Source organism: Lysobacter sp. CA196 (assembly GCF_052078695.1).
In the GTDB taxonomy this organism is placed as follows: domain Bacteria; phylum Pseudomonadota; class Gammaproteobacteria; order Xanthomonadales; family Xanthomonadaceae; genus Lysobacter.
The window spans coordinates 449,603-473,572 of record NZ_JBQJIN010000001.1 but is presented as its reverse complement, the minus strand read 5'-3'; the positions used below and the strand labels follow the sequence as shown (position 1 = coordinate 473,572).

Sequence of the window (23,970 nt, the reverse complement as noted above, 5' to 3'; positions counted from 1 at the left end):
TGTGATCGGCGTTGCTAAAAAACGATCCGGCCCCGCACCCGGGCATTCGCGGCGGCCGGTACTCGCGTCGCCGCGGGTACGCCAAGAGCGGCCTTCGCTGCGATGCATCACGATCTCGCGCGCCGAATGCGGCCCGCAGGAGCGAATGCGCTCGCGCGGGCCGCGAGAGCGGCTCAGGGGATCTGGCAACCGCAGGAAATGCCGCAGCTGCGCCAGGTGATCCGGCAGTTTTCCGCGGGATAGCCGGCGTCGATGCAGGAATCGAACTCCGCCTGGCAAGCGTCCCAGCAGCTCTGGCAACCGCCGGAGCCGATGGCGCTCAACGAAAACGCCATGCCGAAACAGAATGCGCAGGCGGCGAACAACTGGGTGGTCGTGCGCTTCAACATCAGTCCTCTCCTTGAGCCCGTCATGGGCGATGAGGCCGCGATCGCGGCCGTTCCTGGACGCTCCCGATAACGGGGCGGCGTTGCGTCCCCGACGCCGCGCTGACAACGAATCCGTCGTCGTCCGGCAAGAATGACCGACCCGCGCGAGCGCGTGCCGGCGGACTGTCAAAACCGACGGTCGTCGCCAGTAGCAAAACGCAGCATGGCTGCGACGACGGTCAATAAAAGCGCTTGTTTTCCGCATTTTTTAATGGAACGGCGATGGCCGTCGAGAATTCGCGATTCCGTTGCGGCGCAGCAGAAATTTGTGATCGCCGCTCAGGAATATGAACATGCGATGGCACAAATTCGACGCTTCGTCGTGACATGGAGCGTGCGATGGCGCTGCGTATCCTGTTCCTGTGCACCGCGTACAACGGCCTTGCGCAGCGCGCCTGGGTCGAGCTGACCGATCTCGGCCATGAGGTCAGCGTGCAAGTCGCCGCCGATGCCGACACGATGCGTGCCGCGGTCGCACGCGAGCGGCCGCAACTGATCGTCGCGCCGATGCTCAAGTCGGCGATTCCCGACGACATCTGGACCCGCCACACCTGCCTGATCGTCCATCCCGGCATCGTCGGCGACCGCGGACCGTCCTCGCTGGACTGGGCAATCCTCGGCGGCGAACACGACTGGGGGGTGACGGTGCTGCAGGCGGCGGCCGAGATGGACGCCGGCGACATCTGGGCCAGCGCCGGCTTCGCCATGCGCGGCGCGTCCAAGAGCCAGCTGTACCGGCACGAAGTCACCGATGCCGCGATCCGCGCCTTGCTGCAGGCGGTCGAGCGCTACGCCGGGGGCGGCTATCGCCCGCAGCCGCTCGATTACGGCCGGGCCGAGGTGCGCGGGCGGCTGCGTGCGGCGATGCGCCCGTCCGAGCGGGCGATCGACTGGGAACTCGACACCGCCGCGGTGTTGGCGCGGGTGCGCAGCGCCGACAGCTATCCCGGCGCACGCGCCGAACTGGCCGGACTGCGCTGCCAAGTGTTCGGCGCCCACCCCGAACGTTCGCTGCGCGGGCGGCCGGGCGAGTTGCTCGGTTGGCGCGAAGGCGCCATTTGCGTGGCCACCGGCGACGGCGCGGTCTGGCTGAGCCATCTGCGCGAGAAGGACGGGATCAAGCTGCCGGCGACCCAGGTGCTCGGCGAACGGCGCATGCAGGAGGTGATCGAGCGCGCGTCGAGGCCGGCGCTGTCGGTCGCCGGTCGCCGCGACCACGGCTACCGTCAGATCCGTTACCGCGAAGCCGGCGCGGTCGGCTATCTGCATTTCGATTTCTACAACGGCGCGATGTCGACCACGCAATGCGATCAATTGCGCACGACCTTCCTGCAGGCGCGGCAACGCCCGACCCGGGCGATCGTGCTGATGGGCGGCGCCGACCTGTGGTCGAACGGCATCCACCTCAACACCATCCAGGCCTCGAACGATCCGGCGCTGGAGTCGTGGCGCAACATCCTGGCGATGAACGCCCTGGTGCGCGAGATCGTGCTGACCGACAGTCATCTGGTGATCTCGGCGATGCAGGGCAACGCCGGCGCCGGCGGGGTGATCCTGGCTTTGGCGGCGGACCAGGTCTGGGCGCGGCGCGGCGTGGTGATGAACCCGCATTACAAAAGCATGGGCGGGCTATACGGTTCGGAGTACTGGACCTATCTGTTGCCGCGGCGGGTCGGCGACACCTTGGCCCAGGAGCTGACCGAAGGTTTGCGCCCGATCGGCGCCGCCGGCGCCGAGCGCATCGGCCTGATCGATGCCGCGTTCGGCGCCAGCGCCGCCGATTTCGTCGCCCATGTCGAACAGCGCGCCGAACGCGCCGCCGATCCGGCGAGTTGTCGCAAGGCCTTGGCGCTCAAGCGTCGCCGCCGCGCCGCCGACGAACGCCGCAAACCGCTGGAAAGTTACGGCGCCGAAGAACTCGCGCACATGTACCGCAATTTCTTCGGCGCCGACCGCAGTTACCACGAGGCGCGGCAGCGCTTCGTATTGAAGTGCGCGGCGGAGGTTTGCGAGGCGGCGCCGGTGGCGCAGCCCGCGGTGCGGGTGCCGGCCTGAGCCGGGCATCGGCGCGCGGTCGACCCTAAGCGCGCAAGACGCAAAACGCGACAGGCCGGGCGAACCCGGCCTGTCGTGGGATGGCGTCGGCTGCCGCATTGCGAGTGCGGCGGCCTGCTGGATCGTGGCGTGGAGCGATCCGCCGCGATCAATGCCCGCCGGCTGCGGCCGCGCCGCCGCCGAGCTTGGCGGTGAACGGCGGCTTGGCGAACCAGACGATGACGATCACCGCCAGGAACAGGATGCCGAGCAGGTGGAAGATCTCGTTGAAGCCGATCTGCGCGGCCTGCTGCGAAATCATCTGGTTGAGGCTCACCGCGCCGCGCTGCAGGTCGCCGCGGCCGAGCGTGTCGACGGTTTGCAGCACCGCCGGGTCGTAGGCGCCGATGTGTTCGGTAAGCCGGGCGTGGTGGATGGTGCTGCGCTGGTTCCAGCCCCAGGTGGTCAGCGATGCCGCGAAGCTGCCGCCGAGGGTGCGCACGAAGGTGGCCAGGCCCGAGCCGGCGGCGATTTCGTGCGGCTCCAGGTCCGACAGCAGGATCGTCAGCACCGGCATGAAGAACAAGGCCACGCCGAGGCCCTGCCACAACTGCACCATCGCGATGTGGTTGAAGTCGACGTCGAGGTTGAAGCCGGAGCGGATGAAGCTGGTGAAGGCCATCGCGATGAAGGCGAAGCTGGCGACCACGCGCAGATCGAAGCGGGTCGCATACAGGCCCACGAACGGGGTCAGCAGCACTGGCAGGATGCCGATCGGGGCGGTGGCGAAACCGGCCCAGATCGGCGTATAGCCCAGGTTGCGCTGCAGCCACAGCGGCACCAGCAGGCCGACTGCGAAGAAGGCCGAGTAGGCCAGCACCATCGCCGCGGTGCCGGCGGCGAAGTTGCGATGACGGAACAGGCGCAGGTTGACGATCGGGTCGCGCTCGGTCAGTTCCCAGATCACGAACACGGTCAGCGCGATCACCGAGACGATCGCCAGCACCACGATCTTGGTCGAGTTGAACCAGTCTTCGTCGTTGCCCAGGTCGAGCAGCACCTGCAGCGCGCCGACGCCGACGATCAGGGTCATCAGCCCCATGTAGTCCATCTTCGGCCGTTCCAGTCTCTCCGGCCGGCCGCGCAACTGACTGCCGACCACCAGGCTGGCGAAGATGCCGATGGGAATGTTGATGAAGAAGATCCATTCCCAGCTGTAGTTGTCGGTGATCCAGCCGCCGAGAATCGGGCCGGCGATCGGCGCGACCACCGTCACCATCGCCAACAAGGCGATCGCCTGCCCGCGTTTATGTGGGGGATAGATCGAGATCAGCAGCGCCTGGGTGACCGGATACATCGGGCCCGCGACGAAGCCCTGCAGCGCGCGCGCGGTGACCAGCAGGCCCATGCTGCTGGCCAGGCCGCACAGCAGGGACGCGACCACGAACGCCAGCGTCGCCCACATGAACAATTTGCGCTCACCGAAGCGGCGGGTGAAGAAACCGGTCAGAGGCAGCGCGATCGCATTGCTGACCGCGAACGAGGTGATGACCCAGGTCGCCTGACTGCTGCTGCCGCCGAGGTTGCCGGCGATGGTCGGCAACGAGACGTTGGCGATGGTGATGTCGAGCACCTGCATGAACGACGCCAGGGCCAGGCCCAGCGTGGTCAGCGCGATGTTCGGCGGGCGGAAGCCCGCTTGCGTGGACGCTGCGGGGGCGGCGCCGGCATTGGCCGTGGTGGCGGACATGGATCTGCCTGTCTGTTCGGGTGGACCGCGCGGACGCGGGACCAATAGCGGGAGCGAAAGTTTCCGATTCCCGTCATTCCGGCTTGCGCCGGAATGACGGTCTCGGAGCTCGCGGCGCATCGCCGGGGGAGGGGACGAAGCGGCGCCGATGGCGCGGCTGCTTCGATGCGATGCGTCGCGACAGACGAAGAACGACGTGGGGGAGGCGCTTCGTCTTTGCTGCGGGGCAGTGCGCGACCGGATCGCGTCTGGGATGCGGATCCGGTCGCGCGTTCGTCAACCGTGATGCGTGCCGGGCAGGTTGTCGCGGACGATGTTCGCGATCACCGCATCGGCTTCGGACAACTGCTTGGCATAGGCCTGCGTGCTCAGCAGCGGCTTGGCCGGCGGCGCGGCGGCGAGCACGCCGCCGCCGCGTTCGCGGATGCCGACATCGACATGCATGCTCAGGCCCAGGCGCAACGGGTGCTCGGCGAGCTGCTTGGGTTCGACTTCGATGCGCACCGGCACGCGCTGGATGATCTTGATCCAGTTGCCGCTGGCGTTCTGCGCCGGCAGCAGCGAGAAGGCGCTGCCGGTGCCCATGCCGAGGCTGACCAGCTTGCCCTGGTAGGTCACGTCGCTGCCGTACAGGTCCGAGTGCAGTTCGACCGGCTGGCCGATGCGCATATCGGCGAGCTGGGTTTCCTTGAAGTTGGCTTCGATCCAGACCTGCTCCAGCGGCACGATGGTCATCAGCGCGGTGCCCGGCTGCACGCGCTGGCCGAGCTGCACGCTGCGCTTGGCGACGTAGCCGTCGACCGGCGCGACGATGGCCGCGCGCTGCAGGTTCAGATAGGCCTGGCGCAATTGCGCGGCGGCCGCAGCGACCTGCGGTTGCTTGGCGACGGTGGTGGCGTCGACCAGCGCGCGATTGCGCGCCAGCGAACCGCGCGAGGACGACAGCGCCGCTTCCGCCGCGGCGAGTTCGTCGCGGGCGTGGGCGAGTTCTTCGGCCGAGACCGCACCGCCCGCGACCAGGCCTTCGCGACGCTTCACGTCGGCACGCGCCTTCTGCACCGCGACTTCGCGCGCCGACAGATCGGCCTGGCCGGCATCGACCGCGCTGAACAGACCGCGCACCTGGCGCACGGTGTTGGCGAGGTTGGCGGTGGCCTGGTCGTAGGCGACCTGGGCGTCGTTCGGATCGAGCTGGACCAGTACCTGGCCGGCGACGACCTTCATGCCGTCGTCGGCGCCGATGCTGACCACGGTGCCCAGGGTCTGCGGGGTGATGCTGACGACGTTGCCCTGCACATAGGCATCGTCGGTGTCCTGGTGCCAACGCAGCACCAGCATGTAGTACAGGCCCCAGGCGATCGCGACGACCGCGACCACGCTGAGCAGGATCAACAGCGCCTTGCGGCGCTTGCCGTTGGACGGCGGGGCGGCGGCTGCGGCGGCCGCGGCTTGCGGATTGATTTCGGTGGTCATGGCGTGGAGGCCTTGGCGATAACGCTGGAATCGGAAGTGGTGACGGGGTGCTTCGCGGCGACCGGATCGGGCGCGCGCAGTTCAAGACCGCCGCCGAGCGCGCGGTCGAGGTCGATCGCCGCGGCCAGGCGCTGCGCGCGCAAGCCGGCAAGCTGCTGGTCGAGTTGCAACAGCGGGCGTTGCGCCGACAGCACGTCGAGCTGCGTGCCCAGGCCGGCGCGGTAACGGGTGCTGGCGATCTGCCAGGCCTGTTGCGCGGCGTCGCGCGCCTGCTGGGCCGAAACCAATTGCGCATCGAGCGAACGCGAGGATTGCAGGGCGTCGGCGACTTCGCGCAGGGCGGCGATCAGGTTCTGGTTGTAGTTGGCGACGGCGAGGTCGTACTCGGCATCGCTTTCGGCGAGCTGGTTGCGCAGGCGGCCGCCGTCGAAGATCGGCAGGCTGAGCGCCGGGCCGCCCTGGATCAGCACGGCGTCGCTGCTGAACAGATCCGACAGACCGCCCGAGGCCAGGCCGAGCATGGCGCTGAGATTCACGCTCGGATAGAAGTCGGCCTTGGCCGCCTTGATCCCGTGCGATGCGGCTTCCACCCGCCAACGCGCGGCGACCACGTCGGGGCGGTGGCCGAGCAACTCGCTCGAGGTCACCGCCGGGATCGCCGGCGACTTCGCTTTCAGCAGGGACGGGCGCGCGATGTCGAGGCCGCGGTCCGGGCCCTTGCCGAGCAGCGCGGCGATCGCGTTGCGGGTCGCATCGATCTGTTGCTGCGCCGCTTGCATCTGCTGGTCGGCGGCGGCGCTGGCGCTTTTGGCGTTGCGGATCTGCAATTGGTTATCGAGGCCGGCCTTGACCCGCTGGCGACCGAGGCCGAGCAAATGTTCGGAACGTTGTTTCTCGGCCTGGGCGACGTCGAACCCGGCATGGGCCTGGGCCAGCGAGACGTAGGCGCGGGCGATGTTCGACGACAGGGTCAGGCGTGCGGCCTGCGACTCGACTTCGGCGGCGCGTGCCTGGCCCAATGCGGCCTGCCAGCGGGCGCGCTTGCCGCCCCACAGGTCGGGGCTGTACTTGAAGCTCAGCGACAGCACTTCCACGCCGCTGTATTTGCCGCCGAGCGGTTCGGGGGCGACCGTCTCGGGCAATTGCAGGCCGGCGTATTGGGCGCTGCCGCCGAGGGTGGCCTTGCGCGCGGCGTCGGCGAGGCCGGCCTGGGCGATGGCCTGGCGCACGCGCGCGTCGGCGGCGTCCAGGCCCGGGGTGCCTGCCAGGGCTTCGTCGATCAGCGCATTCAATTGCGCGTCGCCGAGCGAGGTCCACCAATCGCGTTGCGGAAAGGCGGCGTCGGACAACGCCGTCCCGGATTGCGGCGCGCCGGCGAAGCTGCGCTGGGTCGCCAGGTCGTCGGCATCGAGCGCGCGGCCTTCGGGAACCAGGCCGCGGGTGCTGGCGCAACCGGCGAGGATCAGAGCCGCGGCGAGCGGCGCTAGCGAGAGCAGCCCGCGGCGCGGGCGAGTGTCGATGGGGGACATGGCTCAGGAACCGGTAAGGGAGAGGTTGTCGCGAACCTGTTCGAGCAGGCGGTAGAGCTGGTCGCGGTCGTCGTCGCTGAGGCCGGCCATCGCGCGTTCGCGCACGCGCCGGCCGCATTGGTCGATATCGGTCCAGATCGCCGAACCGGCTTCGGTCAGATGGATGTTGATGGCGCGGCGATCGTCGGGGTCGGCGACGCGCGCGACCAGGCCGCGGCTTTCCAGCTTGTCGAGCAGACGCGTCATCGCCCCGGGATTGAGCTGAGCGGCGCGCGCCAGTTCGGTCACGCCGGCGGTGCCGATCGCGAGTTCCTTGAGGGTGATGAACTGGCTGAAGGTCAGGTCGTGGCCGGCTCGGGCCAGTTCGCGTTCCATCTGCGCCCACATCGCGTCGCGGACCTGGCGGAACAGCAGGCCGAGGTTCGAGGTCGAGCAGGGCTGGTTCGGGTTGGGGGTGGTCATGGCGCGAAATAATCTGCGCCTAGGCAATAGTTGTCAAGGCAAATATTGTCCCGGCAAGCGCCTATTCAGCCGGGCCGATGCTTCGTGCACAAGCGATGACGGTGCTTGCGTCGTGGCTGGGCAGGTATATGATTTATATGGATATTTGACTGGGCGGGGCGGGACCGCACAGAGGCCCGGCGGCCCCCTGCGGGCTCAGTGGGTGACGCCGAGCGCCAACAGGTCGAGGACGATATGGGCCACCACCAGCGGCCACAGCCGACCGGTGCGGGCATACAGCCAGGCGTACAGCAGCCCCATCGGCACGATCGAGACCACCCCGATGCTGCCCTGGTAGAGGTGGTAGGCGGTACGGATCGCGGTGCTCAGGTGGATCGCGGTCCACAGGCTGCGGCGCCCGCGCATGGCAGTGATCAGATAGCCGCAGACCAGGACTTCCTCGTAGAAGCCGTTCACCGCCGAGACCGCGATCACCATCGGCCAGCCGATGTCCTTGGCGACCGGTACCGCCTCGTCCACGCGCGGCAGGTTCAGGCCGAACGCGGGCGCCAGCGCCAGCAGCAGCGAGAACAGCACCGAGGTCAGCATGGCCAGGGCCAGACCCAGCGGCAGGTCGCTCTTGCCCGGCGCCGGCCCGAGCATGGCCAGGTTCCAGCCGCGCAGCGACAGGAATACCGCGATCACCGCCAGTACCGGGATTTCCAGGGCCAGGATCGAAGCCAGGCCGGCGCCGCTGATCGGTGTCGGCGGCTGCGGGTAAGCGACGGCGGTCAGGCTGGCGAACACCGGCCAGGCGAACGCCAGCACCAGCACGAAAACGAATTCATTGCGCGCCGAAAGCGACTTGATCCAGCGGTCCATGCCTGTGCCGGTGAGGGTGGTGCGGTCCGCCGCCGGGCGGACCCTCAGGTCCTGCGCAGGACCAGTTCGAGCACGAACTTACTGCCGAAGAAGGCCAGCACCAACAGGATCATCGCCGCCAGGGTCCAGCGCACCGCGGTGGCGCCGCGCCAGCCATAGCGCCAGCGCCCCAGCAGCAGCCCGCCGAACGCCAGCCACGACAGCACGCTGAGCACGGTCTTGTGGACCAGGTGCTGGGCGAACAGGTTTTCGACGAACAGCACCCCGGTCAGCAGGGTCGCGGTCAACAGGGCGAAGCCGACCGCGATGGTGCGAAACAGCAGGGTTTCCAGCTCCACCAGCGGCGGCAGGGCGCGCAACCAGCCGTGGAACTCGCGCCGGCGCAGGGCGCGTTCCTGCAGCCACAGCATCAGCGCGAACAGAGCGGCGACGGCCAGGGTGGCGTAGGCGAGCAGGGCGAACCAGGCGTGCAACTGCAGGCGCCAGTCCAGCGGCGCGGGGTGCTGGACATGGCCGGTGAACTGATAGGCGCCCAGCATCAGCGCGGCGAGCGGGAACACCACCACCCCGAGCGCGGCCATGCGCCCGGAGGCGCCGACGATCGCGGTCAGCGCGGCCATGCCCAGGCCGACCAGGGACAGCGCGGCGAAGAAGTGCAGGTCGGCGCCGCCGGCGTTGCGCCAGGCCAGGAAGTGCGCGGCGCCGTGCAGCAGCACCGCCAGATTGGCCGGCAACAACCACAATCGGGCCTGTCGCCCCGCGTCGTGGCGCACCGCTGCGATCAGCAGTCCGCTGGCGACGAGATAGAGTGCGACCGCGATGAGAACGATTGTCATCGCGGCAGTGTGGCATAGCGGCATGGCGATCTGCAGCGGCCGGATGGCGGATTCGCGCGCCGGGCTATACTTCGCGGTCTCATCAGACCCATACGGCAAGGCCGCCCGGCATCGTCCCGGTCGCGCCGGCCCCAACGCAGGTAGCGCGCGCATGTTCGAATCCCTGACCCAACGTCTCTCCGGCACCATAGAGCGCCTGCGTGGCCGCGGCCGTCTGACCGAGGAAAACATCCGCGAATCGCTGCGCGAGGTCCGCATCGCCCTGCTTGAGGCCGACGTCGCCCTGCCGGTGGTGCAGGCCCTGATCGAGCGCATCAAGATCCGCGCGGTCGGCCAGGAAGTGCTGAAGAGCCTGACCCCGGGCCAGGCCCTGATCAAGGTCGTGCGCGACGAGCTGACCACGGTCATGGGCTCGCAGGCCGCCGACCTGAACCTCAACGTGCCGGCGCCGGCGGTGATCCTGATGGCCGGCCTGCAAGGCGCCGGCAAGACCACCACGGTCGGCAAGCTCGCCAAGCACCTGCGCGAGCGCCGCAAGAAGAAGGTCATGGTGGTCTCGGCCGACGTCTACCGTCCGGCCGCGATCGAGCAGCTCAAGCAGCTCGCCGAACAGGTCGAGGTGTTGTTCTTCGCCTCCGATGCTTCGCAGAAGCCCGAGGACATCGTCCGCGCCGCAATCGCCGACGCGCGCAAGTCCTACGTCGACGTGCTGCTGGTCGATACCGCCGGCCGCCTCGCCATCGACGAAGCGATGATGAGCGAGATCAAGGCGCTGCACGCCGCCGCCGCACCGGTCGAGACCCTGTTCGTGGTCGACTCGATGACCGGCCAGGACGCCGCGATCACCGCCAAGGCCTTCAGCGAAGCGCTGCCGTTGACTGGCGTGGTGCTGACCAAGACCGACGGCGACGCCCGCGGCGGCGCGGCCTTGTCGGTGCGCTACGTCACCGGCCGGCCGATCAAGTTCATCGGCGTCGGCGAGAAGCCCGACGGCCTCGACGTGTTCCACCCCGACCGCGTCGCCAGCCGCATTCTCGACATGGGCGACGTGTTGTCGCTGGTCGAGCAGGTCGAGCAGCAGGTCGACAAGGACAAGGCGCAGAAGCTTGCCGAGAAGGTCGCCAAGGGCAAGAAGTTCGACCTCAACGACATGAAGGACCAGCTCGAGCAGATGCAGAACATGGGCGGCCTGCACGGCCTCATGGACAAGCTGCCGGGCATGGGCCAGATCCCGGAGTCGGTCAAGAACCAGGTCACCGGCAAGGAAGTGCCGCGCATGGTCGCGATCATCAATTCGATGACCAAGAAAGAGCGCCGCAACCCGGGCCTGCTCAACGGCTCGCGCCGCGCCCGCATCGCCAAGGGCGCGGGCCTGACCCCGGCCGACGTCAACAAGCTGATGAAGCAGTATCAGCAGATGGAAAAAATGATGAGCAAGCTCTCCGGCGGCGGCATGAAGGGTTTGATGCGCGGCATGAAGGGCATGATGGGTGGCCGCGGCGGCATGCCGTTCCGCTGATCGCGCGCCGCGCTGGCGGCGTCGACATGGCAGGCAAGAACGGCGGCCGCAGGGCCGCCGTTTTGTATGTGCCGGTTCGCGGCTGGCCGGGTGGGGCGGCGGCTCTGGCATATGCCGCCTGGGCCGAGCCATCCGGGGGGCGGCGTTATGGTCCGCCGCACGAGGTCTCGGGCTTCTTCGAGGGTAGGAGGCCCGGCGATCCGGGCCCGATCTGGACCGATCCGGGTGGCGGTTTGGGGTCGCGAAGGGCCCGGGTTTGCCCAAGCCGCGGAATCGGTTAAACTTGTCGGCTTACCCCGTCACTCCGACGGCTGGGCAACACAGGAAAGCAGACCCCATGGTCAAGATTCGACTGACCCGCGGCGGCGCCAAGAAGCGTCCGTTCTACCACATCATCGTTACCGACAGCCGCAGCGCCCGCGACGGCCGCAACATCGAGCGCGTCGGTTTCTACAACCCGGTCGCCAACGGCGCCGAAAAGCGCGTCGAGCTCAACGTCGAGCGCGTGAAGCACTGGGTCTCCCAGGGCGCGCAGCTGACCGAAAAGGTCGCCGACCTGTACAAGCAGGCCGTCAAGGCCGCTCCGGCCGCCTGAGCCGGCGGGCCGCGCGCCTGGCGCGCGGCCCGGTTACCGCACCGATGACAGATTCCACGCGCCGCATCCTGCTGGGCAGGGTGCTTGGCGCTTTCGGTCTTCGCGGCGAAGCCAAGCTCGAGTCCTGGACCGAGCCGCGCGTTGCGATCTTCCGCTACCAGCCCTGGATCGTGCGCGACCCGCAGGGCCGCGAGCGCGAGCTTTCGGGCGTGCGCGGGCGCGAAAGCGGCAAGTACCTGATCGCCAATTTCCCCGAGGTCACCGACCGCGACACGGTCGAGGCCATGCACGGCACCGAGATCTACGTGCCGCGTTCGGCGCTGCCGCCGCCCAAGGCCGGCGAATACTACTGGGTCGACCTGGAAGGCCTGCGCGTGGTCACCACCGAGGGCGTTTCGCTCGGCACGGTCTCGCACTTGTTCTCCACCGGCGCCAACGACGTGCTGGTCGCGCGCGACGACACCCGCGAGCGCATGATCCCGTTCGTGCTGCCGCAGTACGTGACTTCGGTCGATTTCGATAGCAATACGGTCACCGTCGACTGGGATCCGGATTTCTAGAAATGAGTGCAGAGTAGTGAGGAGTGAGCGAAGGCTTCTCGCTTCTTCTCACTTCTCACTTCTCTTAGCTCACTCCTCGACATGCGCATCGACGTCATCAGCCTGTTCCCCGAATTCGTCGCCCAGTGCGCCGCGTTCGGCGTGGTCGGCCGTGCCGGCGAACGCGGGCTGCTGTCGCTGCACGGCTGGAATCCGCGCGATTACGCCGAGGGCAATTACCGCCGTGTCGACGAACGTCCGTTCGGCGGCGGTCCCGGCATGGTGATGCTGATCGAACCGCTGCGTGCGGCGATCCGCGCCGCGCGCGCGGCCGACCCGACCCCGGCGCGGGTGGTCTATATGAGCCCGCAGGGCGTGCGCCTGGGCCAGGCCAAGGTCCGCGAACTGGCCGCCCACGAGCGCCTGATCCTGCTGTGCGGCCGCTATGAAGGCGTCGACGAGCGCCTGATCCAGGCCGAGGTCGACGAGGAAGTCTCGATCGGCGACTACGTCCTGTCCGGCGGCGAGCTCGCTGCGGCGGTGATCGTCGACGCGGTCGCCCGGCTCCAGGACGGCGCCCTCAACGATGCCGAGTCGGCGGTCCAGGACAGTTTCGAGGATGGCCTGCTCGACTGCCCGCATTACACCCGCCCGGTCGAGCACGAGCTCGGCGGCGTGCCGGCGGTGCTGATGTCGGGCAACCACGCCCATATCGCGCGCTGGCGCCGGCAGCAGGCGTTGGGCCGGACCTGGCAGCGCCGGCCGGATCTGCTCGACGAAGCGGCCCTCTCCAAGGCCGACCGCAAGCTGCTCGAGGCCTACCGGGCCGAGCTGGCGGCCGCGCAGGCCGCCGCCGCGACATCGGTCGAGGGCGCGGCTGGAACCGTTTCCAGCGACGATCGGGCCCCGGCCGCGGGCCCCGGCCCGGGTTCGCCGGCCTGAAGCGGGTAGCCCAGGCTGGCAACCCAGGAAAAAATGCCGTTATAATTAGCCGCTTAGCTGTACCCATTTGCTGTACCAATGCCATGACGCGGGTCCACGTGCACTCGCGCAACAACTAATCCAACAGGCCGCACCCATGAACAAGCCCTCTATCCACACCCTGCTGCAGAACTTCGAAGCCGAACAGATCCAGCGCAAGCTGCCCGACTTCAGCCCCGGCGACACCGTCGTGGTCAACGTCAAGGTCAAGGAAGGCAACCGCGAGCGCGTCCAGGCCTATGAAGGCGTGGTCATCGCCAAGAAGAACGGCGGCCTGAACTCCTCGTTCACCGTCCGCAAGATCTCGCACGGCTTCGGCGTCGAGCGCGTCTTCCAGACCCACAGCGCGATCATCGACTCGGTCGACGTCAAGCGCCGCGGTAAGGTTCGCGCCGGCAAGCTGTACTACCTGCGCGGCCTGGAAGGCAAGAAGGCCCGCATCAAGGAAGACCTCGCTGCCTACGCGCGCGCCAAGAGCGCTGCCGCGGCTGCCGCAGCCGAGTAATCCCGTCGCCGCGCCTCAGCGCGCAGCGCATCGAACGGCCGCCGCAAGGCGGCCGTTTTCGTTTCCGGCGAGCGAACCCGCCGCAACCTGGCAACGGCCGGCGAAACGGGCTAGGCCTGCCGGCCACTCCGGCGCGGCGGCTACCTTGCGCGCGCGGCTGCGCGGGTCCACAGGATTGGCCGCAACCGCCCTGGTTTTCGGCCGCCGCGGCAATGTACGCCGAGTCCGGTTCGCGCTAGATTCCCGACGCGGCGCCGCCGCACGATGCCGCCCCCGCGGCAGGAGAGGGTCAGGTGAATCCGGGTTTGTCCGAAGGCGATATCTGCACTTATCTGCGCAGCGACGGTGCCTGGGGATTCTTCTGGGTGCAGCGCATCGATGCCTTGCCCGACGGCCGCGACGCCTTGTCGCTGCGCAAGTTCGATACCCACACCGCCGAGGAAGTGCTGCGCGAGCACGTCGATGAGGTCGCCGAACTCAAGAGCCTGCGGCTGCTCGGCCATTTCCCCATCGTCGGCACGCGGGTGGCCGAAGTCGAGCCGCGAGTGATCGGTCATATGCCGGTGCGCGAGGACGATCTGGAAGGCTACCGGATCTGGCGCGAGGCCTTCGACAAGGGTGAGGCCGGCGTGTTCACTCTCGCCTTGCAGGACATCTGAGCAGGCCGACGCTGATCGGCGACGACGGCTTGGCCGACTACGAATCTCCGAGCGTCTGCGCGTCGCAGTCGGCCTGATTGCACGCCACGTAACAGGCGTCGCGTCGCGCAAGGCCGCGAAGAGCTGTTGGCCCCGCCACCGGTTTGAGCTTGCTTGATGCGCACACCGCAAGACCGTCGCAGCGTGGTCGCGGCTCGCGCCGCTCCTACCCAACGGGTTTGCTGGCATCGGCGCGAGATTAAGACGTCGCAGTCGCGGCTCACGCCGCTCCTACAGGAGCGGGTTCGGCGTCAGAGTGCAGGGCGCTCGGGCGAGCCCGAGTCGGCATCGGCCATCGCGGCGATCTTGTCGATCTCGTCGATCTCCTCCGGGCTGGCGTCGGCCACCGGCGCCGGCGGTTGCGCGGCGACCTCGGCCGGCGTGGCGATGGTCTGAGTGGCGATCGGCGCGACCACGCGCTCGGGCGCGGCCATCATGCGCGAACGGCGCCAGCCGCCCCAGCGGTAATAGGCCATCGACATCAGCATCGAGCACAGCGCGCTGACCGGAAAACTCCACCACAGCGCATCGGTGCCGATCACCGGTTGCAGCAGGGTCGCGAACGGCACGCGGATGCCCCATAGCGCGAAACCCAGGATCAGCAGCGGCGGTACCACCGCGCCGGTTGCGCGCACCACGCCGGAAATCACGAAGGTCACGCCGAAGAACAGGAACGACCAGATCGCGATGTGGCTGAGATGGCGCGCGATCTCGAACGAGGCGCTGCCCTCGGGCAGGAACAGCGCCAGGGTGTAGCGGTCGAACAGGATCAGCGGCACGATCAGTGCGCCGGTCATGAGGAAGTTGAAACCGGTGCCGGTGCGCGCGGTCGCGTCGACCCGGTCCCAACGTCCTGCGCCCACACTTTGCGCGGCGATCGACGAACAGGCCGCGCCGATCGCCATGGCCGGCATCTGCACATAGGTCCACAGCTGCAGCGCGGCGCCATAACCGGCCGCGGTGCCGGTGCCGTGGGCGTTGACCAGGCTGATCATCGCGATCATCGCCAGCGAGATCAGCACCATCTGCAGGCCCATCGGCACGCCCTTGACGATCAATGCGCGCAACACGGTCGGGTCGATCTTGAGCAGATGCGCGTCCTGGCGCCCGAGCCAGAGCACGTGGCGCTTGCGCCGCAGGTGCAACAGCATCGCCATCAGGCTCAGGCCCTGGGCGAAGAAGGTCGAAGCCGCCGAGCCGGCGATGCCGAGCGCGGGAACCGGCCCCCAGCCGAAGATCAGCAAGGGGTTGAAGGCGATGTCGAGCACCACCGCCATCAGCAGGAAGCGGAACGGCGTGCGCGAATCGCCGGCGCCGCGCAGGGCCGCGGAGATGAAGGCGAACGCGTACAGGAACGGCATCGACAGGAAGATCACCCGCAGGTAGTCCTCGGCCAGCGGCAGCGCCGCCGCCGGCGTGCCCATCGCGCGCAACACCGGGTCGGCCATGAACCAACCGGCCGCGGCGATCAGCGCCGACAGGCCGATGAAGAAGGTCGCGCTGGTGCCCATGACCCGGCGCGCGCGCGCGGTGTCCTTGGCGCCGATCGCCTGGCCGATCAGGATGGTCGCGGCCATGCCGATGCCGAAGATCGAACCGATCAGGAAGAACATGATGTTGTTGGCGTTCGCGGTCGCAGTCAGCGCGGCCTCGCCGAGATAACGGCCGACCCAGATCGAGTTGATCGAACCGTTGAGCGACTGCGCGGCGTTGCCGGCCATGATCGGCAAGGCGAAACCGATCATCGTGCGTCCGATCGGGCCTTCGGTCAGCAGATGGCTGCCGCGTGCGGGGCTGGGGGCCATGACGGGATCCGTGCGGAGTGGGGGCAGTATGCCGGCTGACCGGTGAGCGGGTTGTAGCCATGCGTACGCAGGCCGGTACGACGGCGGGCGGCCTGCATTCCTGCCTGGCGATGCGACTCTGCGGACGATCGCGCAGGCCGGCCCGCGGCCCGCAGTTGCCGTAAACGAAGGCGGTGGTATCGTTCGCGCCGATGAGCAAACAAGAGATTCCTTCGCCGCCGCCGCAAGCCTCGGTCCGTCTGGATCTGTGGCTGTGGGCGGCGCGTTTCTTCAAGACTCGCAGTCTGGCGCGGCAGGCGGTCGAGACCGGCAAGGTCGAGATCGGCGGTCAGCGCGGCAAGGCCTCGCGCGCGCTGCGCGTCGGCGACGCCTTGCGCATCGCGCGCGGCGAGGAAAGGTTCGAGGTCGCGGTGACCGGGCTCAGCGACACGCGCGGGCCGGCGAGCGTCGCCCAGACCTTGTACGCCGAAACCGAAGCCTCGCGTCTCGCCCGCGAGCAGGCCCGGGCGATGCGCGTGGCCGAGCGCAACGGCTATCGCGCACCGGAGACCAAGCCCGACAAACGTGCGCGGCGATTGATCAAGGCGCTGGGCGATATCGACGCGCTGTGACTCGCGCGCGCTTCGCCGGTCGATAACGGCGCAAACGAAAACGGCTGCGCCTGGGCGCAGCCGTTTCCGATCCATCGAGAGAGCGGTTTAGCGTCAGCGCTGGCCGCCGAGCAGGCCGCCGCCGATCTTGAGCAGGTCGCCCAGACCCAACTGGCCGTCGCCGTCCTGGTCGAGCACCGCACCGAGCAGGCCGCCACCGAGGCCGCCCTGCTGGGAGATGCGCTGCTCTTCCTGGCCGAGGACCTGGCCGAGCGCCTGCGGCGATGCGGCCTGGTTGCCGCCCGACATCATGCGTTGGGCGAGGTAGGACAACACGATCGGCGCCAGCACCTTCAACAGGGTATTGGCCTGGCTGCCGCCGAGGCCGGTGGCCTGGCCGAGGCCTTCCGCCGCGGTTTCCTGGCGGCCGCCGAAGATGTGGCCGAGGATACCGGCGCCGTCGGTCTGCCGGCTTGCGCCGCCGCCGAGCACCGCACCGAGCACGCTGCCGATGTCGAGCCCGCTGCCGGCGCCGGCGTGGTCGCGTTGCAGCGCGCCGAACAGCGCCTCGGCGCCTTGCGGCTGGCTGGCGTTGCGGCCGAGCGCGCCCAGCAGCAAGGGCAGGGCGGCGCTCACCGCGGTCTGCGTCTGCGGCTGCGACAGCCCGAGTTGGGTGCCCAGTTGCGCCAGCGGCTGGCCCTGGAGTTGGTTGAGAAGGTCGTCGGTCAGCGAAGCGCTCATCGGGGTGGGTCCATTGCGAGGAACCCCGATGCTAGCGCCGGCCGATGAGCTTGGGGTGAGATTCGCGGGTTTTTTTCGATAGCACACTTATCCGCCGATAAGCGGGCGATAGGCAGCCGATAAACGACGATCCGGGGCGATCTATCGTTCGGACTGCCAGGCGCCGGTTCGCCCGTCCGCCGGCTTGGAACCCACCGGTTCGGAAACAAAACGGGCCGACCTCGCGGCCGGCCCGTTCGAGTCGAAGCCGAGCCGGCCTCGTCAGGCGAGATCGAAGCGATCCGCGTTCATCACCTTGTTCCAGGCGGCGACGAAGTCGTGGACGAACTTCTCCTGCGCGTCCGAGCTCGCATACACCTCGGCCAGCGCGCGCAACTGCGAGTGCGAACCGAACACCAGGTCGACGCGGGTCGCCGTCCACTTCAGTTCGCCGGTCTTGCGGTCGCGGCCTTCGAACACGTCCTTGGCATCCGAAACCGGCTTCCACACCGTGCCCATGTCGAGCAGGTTGACGAAGAAGTCGTTGCTCAGGGCATCGGCGCGATGGGTGAACACGCCGTGCTGGCTCGGGCCGACATTGGTGCCGAGCATGCGCAGGCCACCGACCAGTACCGTCAGTTCCGGCGCGCTCAGGTCGAGCAACTGCGCCTTGTCGATCAACAACGATTCGGCGCTGACCTCGTACTTGCCCTTGAGGTGGTTGCGGAAGCCGTCGGCGATGGGTTCGAGCGCGGCGAAGGAATCGACGTCGGTCTGTGCGGCGGTAGCGTCCGTGCGTCCCGGGGTGAAGGGCACCTTGGCCGGATGGCCGGCGTTCTTCGCCGCCTGCTCGACGCCGGCGGCGCCGGCCAGCACGATCAGGTCGGCCAGCGAAACTTTCTTGCCGCCGGATTGCGCGGCGTTGAAGTCTTGCTGGATCGCTTCCAGGGTCGACAGCACCTTGGCCAACTGCGCCGGCTGATTGACCTCCCAATCCTTCTGCGGAGCCAGGCGGATGCGCGCGCCGTTGGCGCCGCCGCGCTTGTCGGAGCCGCGGAAGGTCGAGGCCGAAGCCCAGGCGGTCGAGACCAATTGCGAGACCGGCAGGCCCGAGGCGAGGATCTTGCTCTTGAGTGCGGCGATGTCCTGCTCGTCGATCAGCGGGTGGTCGACGGCCGGCACCGGGTCCTGCCAGATCAGTTCTTCGGCCGGGACTTCCGGGCCGAGATAGCGTGCGCGCGGCCCCATGTCGCGATGGGTCAGCTTGAACCAGGCGCGGGCGAAGGCATCGGCGAGTTGATCGGGGTTTTCCAGGAAGCGGCGCGAGATCTTTTCGTAGGCCGGGTCGAAGCGCAGCGACAGGTCGGTGGTCAGCATGGTCGGCGCGCGGCGCTTGCTGGGGTCGTGCGCGTCGGGAATGCTGTCGGCGCCGGCGCCGTCCTTCGCGATCCACTGGTGCGCGCCGGCCGGGCTCTTGCTCAGTTCCCATTCGTAGCCGAACAGGTTCTCGAAGAATTGGTTGCTCCACTGAGTCGGGGTGCTGGTCCAGGTGACTTCCAGGCCGCTGGTGATCGAGTCGCCGCCGAGGCCGCTGCCGAAGCTGCTGCTCCAGCCCAGGCCCTGTTGTTCGAGTTCGCCGCCTTCCGGCTCGCGGCCGACGTGCGATTCGGGGCCGGCGCCGTGGGTCTTGCCGAAGCTGTGGCCGCCGGCGATCAGGGCGACGGTTTCCTCATCGTCCATGGCCATGCGCGCGAACGTCTCGCGGATGTCGCGGGCCGCGGCGAGCGGGTCGGGATTGCCGTTCGGGCCCTGCGGATTGACGTAGATCAGGCCCATCTGCACGGCGCCGAGCGGGTTTTCCAGGACGCGGTCGCCGGAGTAGCGCTTGTCGCCGAGCCAGGTGGTTTCGGTGCCCCAGTAGACGTGTTCTTCCGGTTCCCAGACATCGGCGCGGCCGCCGGCGAAGCCGAAGGTCTTGAAGCCCATCGATTCCAGGGCGACGTTGCCGGTGAGGATCATCAGGTCGGCCCAGGAGATCTTGTTGCCGTACTTCTGCTTGATCGGCCACAGCAGGCGGCGGGCCTTGTCGAGGTTGCCGTTGTCCGGCCAGCTGTTGAGCGGGGCGAAACGTTGTTGACCGGCACCGGCGCCGCCGCGGCCGTCGAAAGTGCGGTAGGTGCCGGCGCTGTGCCAGGCCATACGGATGAACAAGGGGCCGTAATGGCCGAAGTCGGCCGGCCACCATTCCTGCGAGTCGGTCATCAGCGCGCGCAGATCGTTCTTCAACGCGGCCAGGTCGAGGCTCTTGAAGGCTTCGGCGTAGTCGAAGCCCTCGCTCATCGGGTCGGCATGCGGGGTCTGTTGGTGCAGGACCTTGAGGTTGAGCTGGTTAGGCCACCAGTCGCGGTTGGAGGTACCGCCACCGGCGGTGTGATTGAAGGGGCATTTGCTTTCGTTTGACATGGCTACGTGCCTTTGAAGAGGTGGATCCGGCGACTGGGGACGTTCGTTTGTATGGCGCAACAGCGTGCGCACGGGCCCGGCAGCGGGTCCGTGCAAGGTTTGTTCAGGAAGGGGGCGACGGATCGTTCGACCGACCGTCGTGCGATGAAGGCGATCCGCGCAGGCGCGCCGAGGCAGCAACCGGACATTCGCCGACCCGAGCACCGAAGGCTGTGGGTGTCGAAGGTCGTCGGTTCTGCTGGCTCATCGCTGGCGCTCCGTGTCAGGTGGGGACGACGGAACGATAGGCCGGGATCATCCGCATGTGAAATCGATCCTTTCGACGTATCCGATAGGGAGTGGCTATGGATGGCGTTGCGGGACGGCGGCGCGGCCGCTTCATCCAGCACGGATCATGGAAGGCTTATCGCTGCCAGGCCGTGACCGCCTGACGGATTCGGAAGGGTCGAGCCGTCGCCGATTCGATCGCGGCCGACGGCGGGATGCCCCGAAACGATGTGCGGGCGCGAATCAACCGCCCATCAACCGCCCTGCATCACGTCGAATTCGCCGCCGAGTACGCGATCGAGGCGGCCGCTGCGCCAGCCGCGCACGCCGTCGCGCACCAGCGGCGAAGGCGATTCGCGGTAACGGCGGCTGATGCGCCGCTCGCCTTCGGCCGTGGCCTGGGCGACGCGCGCGCGGCCCGGCAGGTCCGGGGCGACCTGCACCGACAGCGAGACCCGACGGGTGACGCCGTCCTCCTGGTCTTCGAGTACGTGCAGGCCGGACTCGGCCTGCAGCAGGTCGAAGGCGCCGAAGCCGCTCACCGCCAGCCAGGCCTTGCAGCGCTCGGCATCCTGGCGCAACACCTCGACGCGCATGTTGCGGCGCTGCGCCCAGGCCAGGTACATCGCCAGCAGGCGCTGCCACCACAGGCGCAGGTCGGGGCCGTGGCGCAGGTGCGCGGCCTCGTCGGTATCGATTTCGATCAAGGCGTCCTGCGGGCGCTGCTCGCGCACGGCATCGACCGCCAGACCGAGCAGGAACAGCAATTGGGCGATGCGGCCGGCGAACTCGTCGTTGCCGCCGTCTTCGCGCAGACGCTGGCGCATGCGGTGGGCGGTATCGAGCGCACTCTCGATGCGGTCGCGACGCTCGATGCGGTCGAGCACCAGATGGCGGTCGCTCGCGTTCCAGAAGTCGGCTTCGGCCATGCGCGCGTAATCGGCTTCGCGCGCGCAGACCCAGTCCTGCGCAACCGCGGTCTGGTCGAGCTGTTGCAGGCGGGCATCGAGCCGCGCCACCGCCGCGGAGGACGCCGATGGGGCATGGACCAGATCGCGCAGATCGCCGGCGTCGGCGGGCGCGGCGACTTCGGTCTCGGCCGTTTCCTGTCGTCGCGCTGCGTTGGGATCGATGAACTGCACGTCGAGCTGGTCGCCGGCGCTGCGCACGAACAGGAACTGGTCGCCCTGCGGCGCGCGGTGCTCGACGATGCTGCGCGCCAACGGCGCCAGCAGGTAGTGCTCGATCGCGCGCCGCAGCGGCCGCGCGCCGAGGTCGGGGGTGAAGCCGCGGTCGAGCAGGAATTCGATCGCCGACGGCTCCCATTCCACCGCCCAGTCGCGATTGCGCAGGCCGCGCCGGGTCAGCACGCGCTTGAGTTCCTTGTGCAGGATCTCGCGCATCAGGCTGCGGTCGAGCGGATTGAACAGCACGATGCGGTCGAGGCGGTTGAGGAACTCGCGGCGGAAGGTGTCGAACAAGGCCTTCTCGACCGCATCGCGCGAATAGCCGCCGCGCGCCGAGGTGAAGCCCGGACCGGCGCTGCGCGAGATGGTCGAGCCGACGTTGCTGGTCAGGATGATGATGCTGTGGCGGAAGTCGGCGGTGTGGCCGCTGCGGTCGCTCAGGCGCGCGTCGTCGAACACCTGCAGGAACAGGTCCCAGACTTTCGGATGGGCCTTCTCGAACTCGTCCAGCAGCACCACCGAGAACGGCTGTTCGCGGATGCGCGAGGTCAGCGAACGCACGCCGCTCTGGCCGCCTTCGTCGGCGGTCAGGCGCCAGGCCGAGTCCTCCGACTGGAACTCGCTCATGTCCAGGCGCAACAGGCGTTCGTCGCTGCCGAACAACAGCTCGCCGAGGGCTTTGGCCAGTTCGGTCTTGCCGGTACCGGTCGGGCCGGCGAACAGGAACACGCCGATCGGCCGGCTGCTGTCGATCAGACCGGCCTTGAGCATCGCGATGCGGTCGAGCAGGGCATCGACCGCTTCGTCCTGGCCGATCACGCGCTGGCGGAAGAAGGCGCGCAGGCGGTCGAGGTCGAGGCTCTGGCGGTCGTCGATGACGTCGAGCGGCAGGCCGCTGCGCTGGGCGATGGTCGCTAGCAGGCGCTCGGCGTCGAGCGGCAGCGCCGGCGGCGTTTCGGCCAGCGCGCTCAGCAGGGCGTCGTTGAGCAGGCGCAGCAAACGGCCCGGCTCTTGTTGTTCGGGGAAGTACTGGGCGGCCATGCGCGCGCCCTCGGCTAGCGCGCGCGCGTCCGCCACCGGCCGGCCGAGACGCTCGCCTTCCAGGCGCGCCCACTCGGCGGCGATCGCCTCCAGCGCGTCGGCTTCGGTCGGCAACAACTGCACGATTTCGAGGTGGTGCTTGATGACCGGACGCGCGATCAGCAACTGCGCCAATTGGCGCGGGGTGATCTCGCCGATCACCCGCAGCTGGCCGCGCTCGATCGCCGGCAGCACCAGGTCGAGCAGGCCGCGCGGGTCGCGCGAGTGCGAGCCTTTGGCGAGCAGGTCGAAGAATTCCGGCGCGCGCCACACCGCGCGTTTGCGGTTGAGCACGCCCAGCATCTCGCGGACCCGCTCTTCGAGTTCGCCGATGTAGCTCTGGCCGGACAGGATCTCGGCCGCCGAGGCTTCGAACACCAGCCAGCCTTCGGCCTGCAGGCGCTCGGCCAGCAGGTCGATCAGCACGGTCTTGCCGACGCCGTGCTCGCCGGAGACCAGCACCGAAGCGGCGTCGTCGCCCGACAGCAATTCGTGCAGGCGTTCGAGTTGGCGGGCGAGAGCGTCGTGGACGATGCGCGTCTGCGGCTTGGCGCTCGCGTTGACTCGGCCGAAGGCGCCGAGCACGCGGCTTTCGCGGCGCGCGTTGGCGGCGTGTTCGGCTTGTTCGAGCAGGGGTTCCAACAGTGGCGACTGGAAGCGCTTGAGGGTGTCGCGCAACTGGGTCGCGGCGTGCTCCTCCAGTTCTTCCAGCACCGGAGCGGCCGGCGCCGGCCCGACTGATTCGGCCCATTGCAGGTAATCGCGCAGTTGCTGGCGCAGCGGGGCGAAGTCCCACCACCACGGCTGGGCATGGCGCAGGAGCTTGGGCAGGTCGCTGGCGTCGGGGCGGGTGCGCAGGTACTCGATCAGGAAGTGCAGCGGATAGCCGCCGAACTGACCGACGTGTTCGAACACCGGGTCGAGCGCGACGTCGCTGCGGCGCGGCAGCGCCTTGGTGATCATCGACTGCTGCACGTAACCGGTGCCGCTGAGCTGGCGCATCAGATCGGCGGCGCTGAAGGCCTCGCTTGCGACCAAGTCGACGCCCTGGTGGAATTCGGGCAGTGCGAGCAGATCCTGCGGACGCTGGATGCGTTCGTCGAGCGCGTCGATGGAACGGACTAAGCGAAGGAGTTGATCTTCCGGCGTTTCGCTCGTTTCCGAAGTCGGTTCGGCCGGAGTTTCGCTTTGGATTTGTTCGGCGCTCGGCAGCTGTTCCGCATCGGCCCGCGGCGCATCCACCACCGCAGCGGCGACCGCCGCCTGCGGCCGATAAAGACGCGCGAGAATCAGGCCGGCGATCAGGCCGACGACGAGTAATAAGGCTTCCACATGCGCTCCGGTGTCCGTTCCGGGCGCTAGTTTAGCGGTTCGCCCGATAGGGACCGTGCGCTATGACGGCTGACGGCGATGTCGTTTGATGCCGCTATCGATCTCTCAGCCGTCGTCCCGCGACGGCGCTCAGCAGCTTTCGATCTGTCAGCCCTTATCCCGGCGGATTTCGCAGCCGTCATCCCCGCGCAGGCGGGGCCCAGAGACTTCAGAGCGATGCTGCGGTAAAGCCCTGGACCCCCGCCTGCGCGGGGATGAGGCCGTAAGGCAGGCGCAGCTTGTCTTGGGGTAATGGCGAGGCAAGCGCATCCGCCAC

The 23,970-nt window shown here is 68.3% G+C and carries 19 protein-coding genes; 8 read left to right on the top strand and 11 right to left on the bottom strand.

The window, feature by feature from the left end:
- Nucleotides 1-173 precede the first annotated feature (173 nt).
- Complete coding sequence (locus tag ACTOWK_RS01920; RefSeq protein ID WP_441328510.1) at nt 174-389, bottom strand: hypothetical protein; 216 nt, start codon at nt 387-389, stop codon at nt 174-176.
- 378 nt (nt 390-767) lie between these two features.
- Between ACTOWK_RS01920 and ACTOWK_RS01915 the strand changes: the two genes are divergently transcribed.
- A complete protein-coding gene (locus tag ACTOWK_RS01915) occupies nt 768-2,483 on the top strand; it encodes a hydrogenase maturation protein (RefSeq protein WP_441328509.1) in 1,716 nt (571 codons plus the stop codon).
- 148 nt (nt 2,484-2,631) lie between these two features.
- Here ACTOWK_RS01915 and ACTOWK_RS01910 read toward each other — a convergent pair whose 3' ends face one another.
- The 6 genes from ACTOWK_RS01910 to ACTOWK_RS01885 form a co-directional block, all read right to left on the bottom strand.
- The gene (locus ACTOWK_RS01910) at nt 2,632-4,212 is read right to left on the bottom strand and encodes a DHA2 family efflux MFS transporter permease subunit (protein WP_441328508.1); all 1,581 of its coding nucleotides are present in this window, start codon (nt 4,210-4,212) and stop codon (nt 2,632-2,634) included.
- A 276-nt stretch (nt 4,213-4,488) separates the two neighbouring features.
- A complete protein-coding gene (locus ACTOWK_RS01905) occupies nt 4,489-5,685 on the bottom strand; it encodes an HlyD family secretion protein (protein WP_441328507.1) in 1,197 nt (398 codons plus the stop codon).
- The gene (locus tag ACTOWK_RS01900) at nt 5,682-7,214 is read right to left on the bottom strand and encodes an efflux transporter outer membrane subunit (protein ID WP_441328506.1); all 1,533 of its coding nucleotides are present in this window, start codon (nt 7,212-7,214) and stop codon (nt 5,682-5,684) included. Before ACTOWK_RS01900 ends, ACTOWK_RS01905 begins: the two co-directional genes overlap by 4 nt.
- A gap of 3 nt (nt 7,215-7,217) precedes the next feature.
- On the bottom strand, nt 7,218-7,676 hold the full coding sequence (locus ACTOWK_RS01895; protein WP_441328505.1) for a MarR family winged helix-turn-helix transcriptional regulator: 459 nt from the start codon (nt 7,674-7,676) through the stop codon (nt 7,218-7,220).
- A 195-nt stretch (nt 7,677-7,871) separates the two neighbouring features.
- Nucleotides 7,872-8,537: a CPBP family intramembrane glutamic endopeptidase gene (locus ACTOWK_RS01890; RefSeq protein ID WP_441328504.1), complete on the bottom strand. Its 666-nt coding sequence runs from the start codon at nt 8,535-8,537 to the stop codon at nt 7,872-7,874.
- A gap of 44 nt (nt 8,538-8,581) precedes the next feature.
- Complete coding sequence (locus ACTOWK_RS01885; RefSeq protein ID WP_441328503.1) at nt 8,582-9,373, bottom strand: cytochrome C assembly family protein; 792 nt, start codon at nt 9,371-9,373, stop codon at nt 8,582-8,584.
- A 151-nt stretch (nt 9,374-9,524) separates the two neighbouring features.
- Here ACTOWK_RS01885 and ffh point away from each other — a divergent pair, with 151 nt between their 5' ends.
- The 6 genes from ffh to ACTOWK_RS01855 all read left to right on the top strand — a co-directional run bounded on the left by ffh (nt 9,525) and on the right by ACTOWK_RS01855 (nt 14,171).
- Nucleotides 9,525-10,892 (top strand): signal recognition particle protein, encoded by a 1,368-nt coding sequence (gene ffh, locus ACTOWK_RS01880; protein ID WP_441328502.1) that lies wholly within the window; start codon nt 9,525-9,527, stop codon nt 10,890-10,892.
- A gap of 337 nt (nt 10,893-11,229) precedes the next feature.
- Nucleotides 11,230-11,487: a 30S ribosomal protein S16 gene (gene rpsP, locus ACTOWK_RS01875; RefSeq protein WP_057917552.1), complete on the top strand. Its 258-nt coding sequence runs from the start codon at nt 11,230-11,232 to the stop codon at nt 11,485-11,487.
- 44 nt (nt 11,488-11,531) lie between these two features.
- A complete protein-coding gene (gene rimM, locus ACTOWK_RS01870) occupies nt 11,532-12,047 on the top strand; it encodes a ribosome maturation factor RimM (protein WP_441328501.1) in 516 nt (171 codons plus the stop codon).
- A gap of 81 nt (nt 12,048-12,128) precedes the next feature.
- On the top strand, nt 12,129-12,968 hold the full coding sequence (trmD, locus tag ACTOWK_RS01865) for a tRNA (guanosine(37)-N1)-methyltransferase TrmD (RefSeq protein WP_441328500.1): 840 nt from the start codon (nt 12,129-12,131) through the stop codon (nt 12,966-12,968).
- Nucleotides 12,969-13,104: 136 nt separating this feature from the next.
- Nucleotides 13,105-13,512, top strand: coding sequence for a 50S ribosomal protein L19 (gene rplS, locus ACTOWK_RS01860; RefSeq protein WP_031371752.1), 408 nt, complete (start codon nt 13,105-13,107; stop codon nt 13,510-13,512).
- Between the two features lie 293 nt (nt 13,513-13,805).
- Entirely contained in the window at nt 13,806-14,171 is a 366-nt protein-coding gene (locus ACTOWK_RS01855; RefSeq protein WP_441328499.1) for a hypothetical protein, read from the top strand.
- 290 nt (nt 14,172-14,461) lie between these two features.
- Here ACTOWK_RS01855 and ACTOWK_RS01850 read toward each other — a convergent pair whose 3' ends face one another.
- The gene (locus tag ACTOWK_RS01850) at nt 14,462-16,015 is read right to left on the bottom strand and encodes an MATE family efflux transporter (protein ID WP_441328498.1); all 1,554 of its coding nucleotides are present in this window, start codon (nt 16,013-16,015) and stop codon (nt 14,462-14,464) included.
- A 191-nt stretch (nt 16,016-16,206) separates the two neighbouring features.
- On the opposite strand from ACTOWK_RS01850, the gene ACTOWK_RS01845 reads away from it, so the two are divergent.
- On the top strand, nt 16,207-16,626 hold the full coding sequence (locus ACTOWK_RS01845; protein WP_441328497.1) for an RNA-binding S4 domain-containing protein: 420 nt from the start codon (nt 16,207-16,209) through the stop codon (nt 16,624-16,626).
- A 93-nt stretch (nt 16,627-16,719) separates the two neighbouring features.
- On the opposite strand, the gene ACTOWK_RS01840 is transcribed toward ACTOWK_RS01845, so the two are convergent.
- The 3 genes from ACTOWK_RS01840 to ACTOWK_RS01830 form a co-directional block, all read right to left on the bottom strand.
- A complete protein-coding gene (locus ACTOWK_RS01840; RefSeq protein WP_441328496.1) occupies nt 16,720-17,346 on the bottom strand; it encodes a DUF937 domain-containing protein in 627 nt (208 codons plus the stop codon).
- Nucleotides 17,347-17,607: 261 nt separating this feature from the next.
- Complete coding sequence (gene katG, locus ACTOWK_RS01835; RefSeq protein WP_441328495.1) at nt 17,608-19,788, bottom strand: catalase/peroxidase HPI; 2,181 nt, start codon at nt 19,786-19,788, stop codon at nt 17,608-17,610.
- A gap of 521 nt (nt 19,789-20,309) precedes the next feature.
- Nucleotides 20,310-23,654 carry an AAA family ATPase gene (locus ACTOWK_RS01830; protein ID WP_441328494.1) on the bottom strand — a complete coding sequence of 1,115 codons (3,345 nt, stop codon included), beginning with the start codon at nt 23,652-23,654 and terminating at the stop codon, nt 20,310-20,312.
- Between the last annotated feature and the right edge of the window lie 316 nt (nt 23,655-23,970).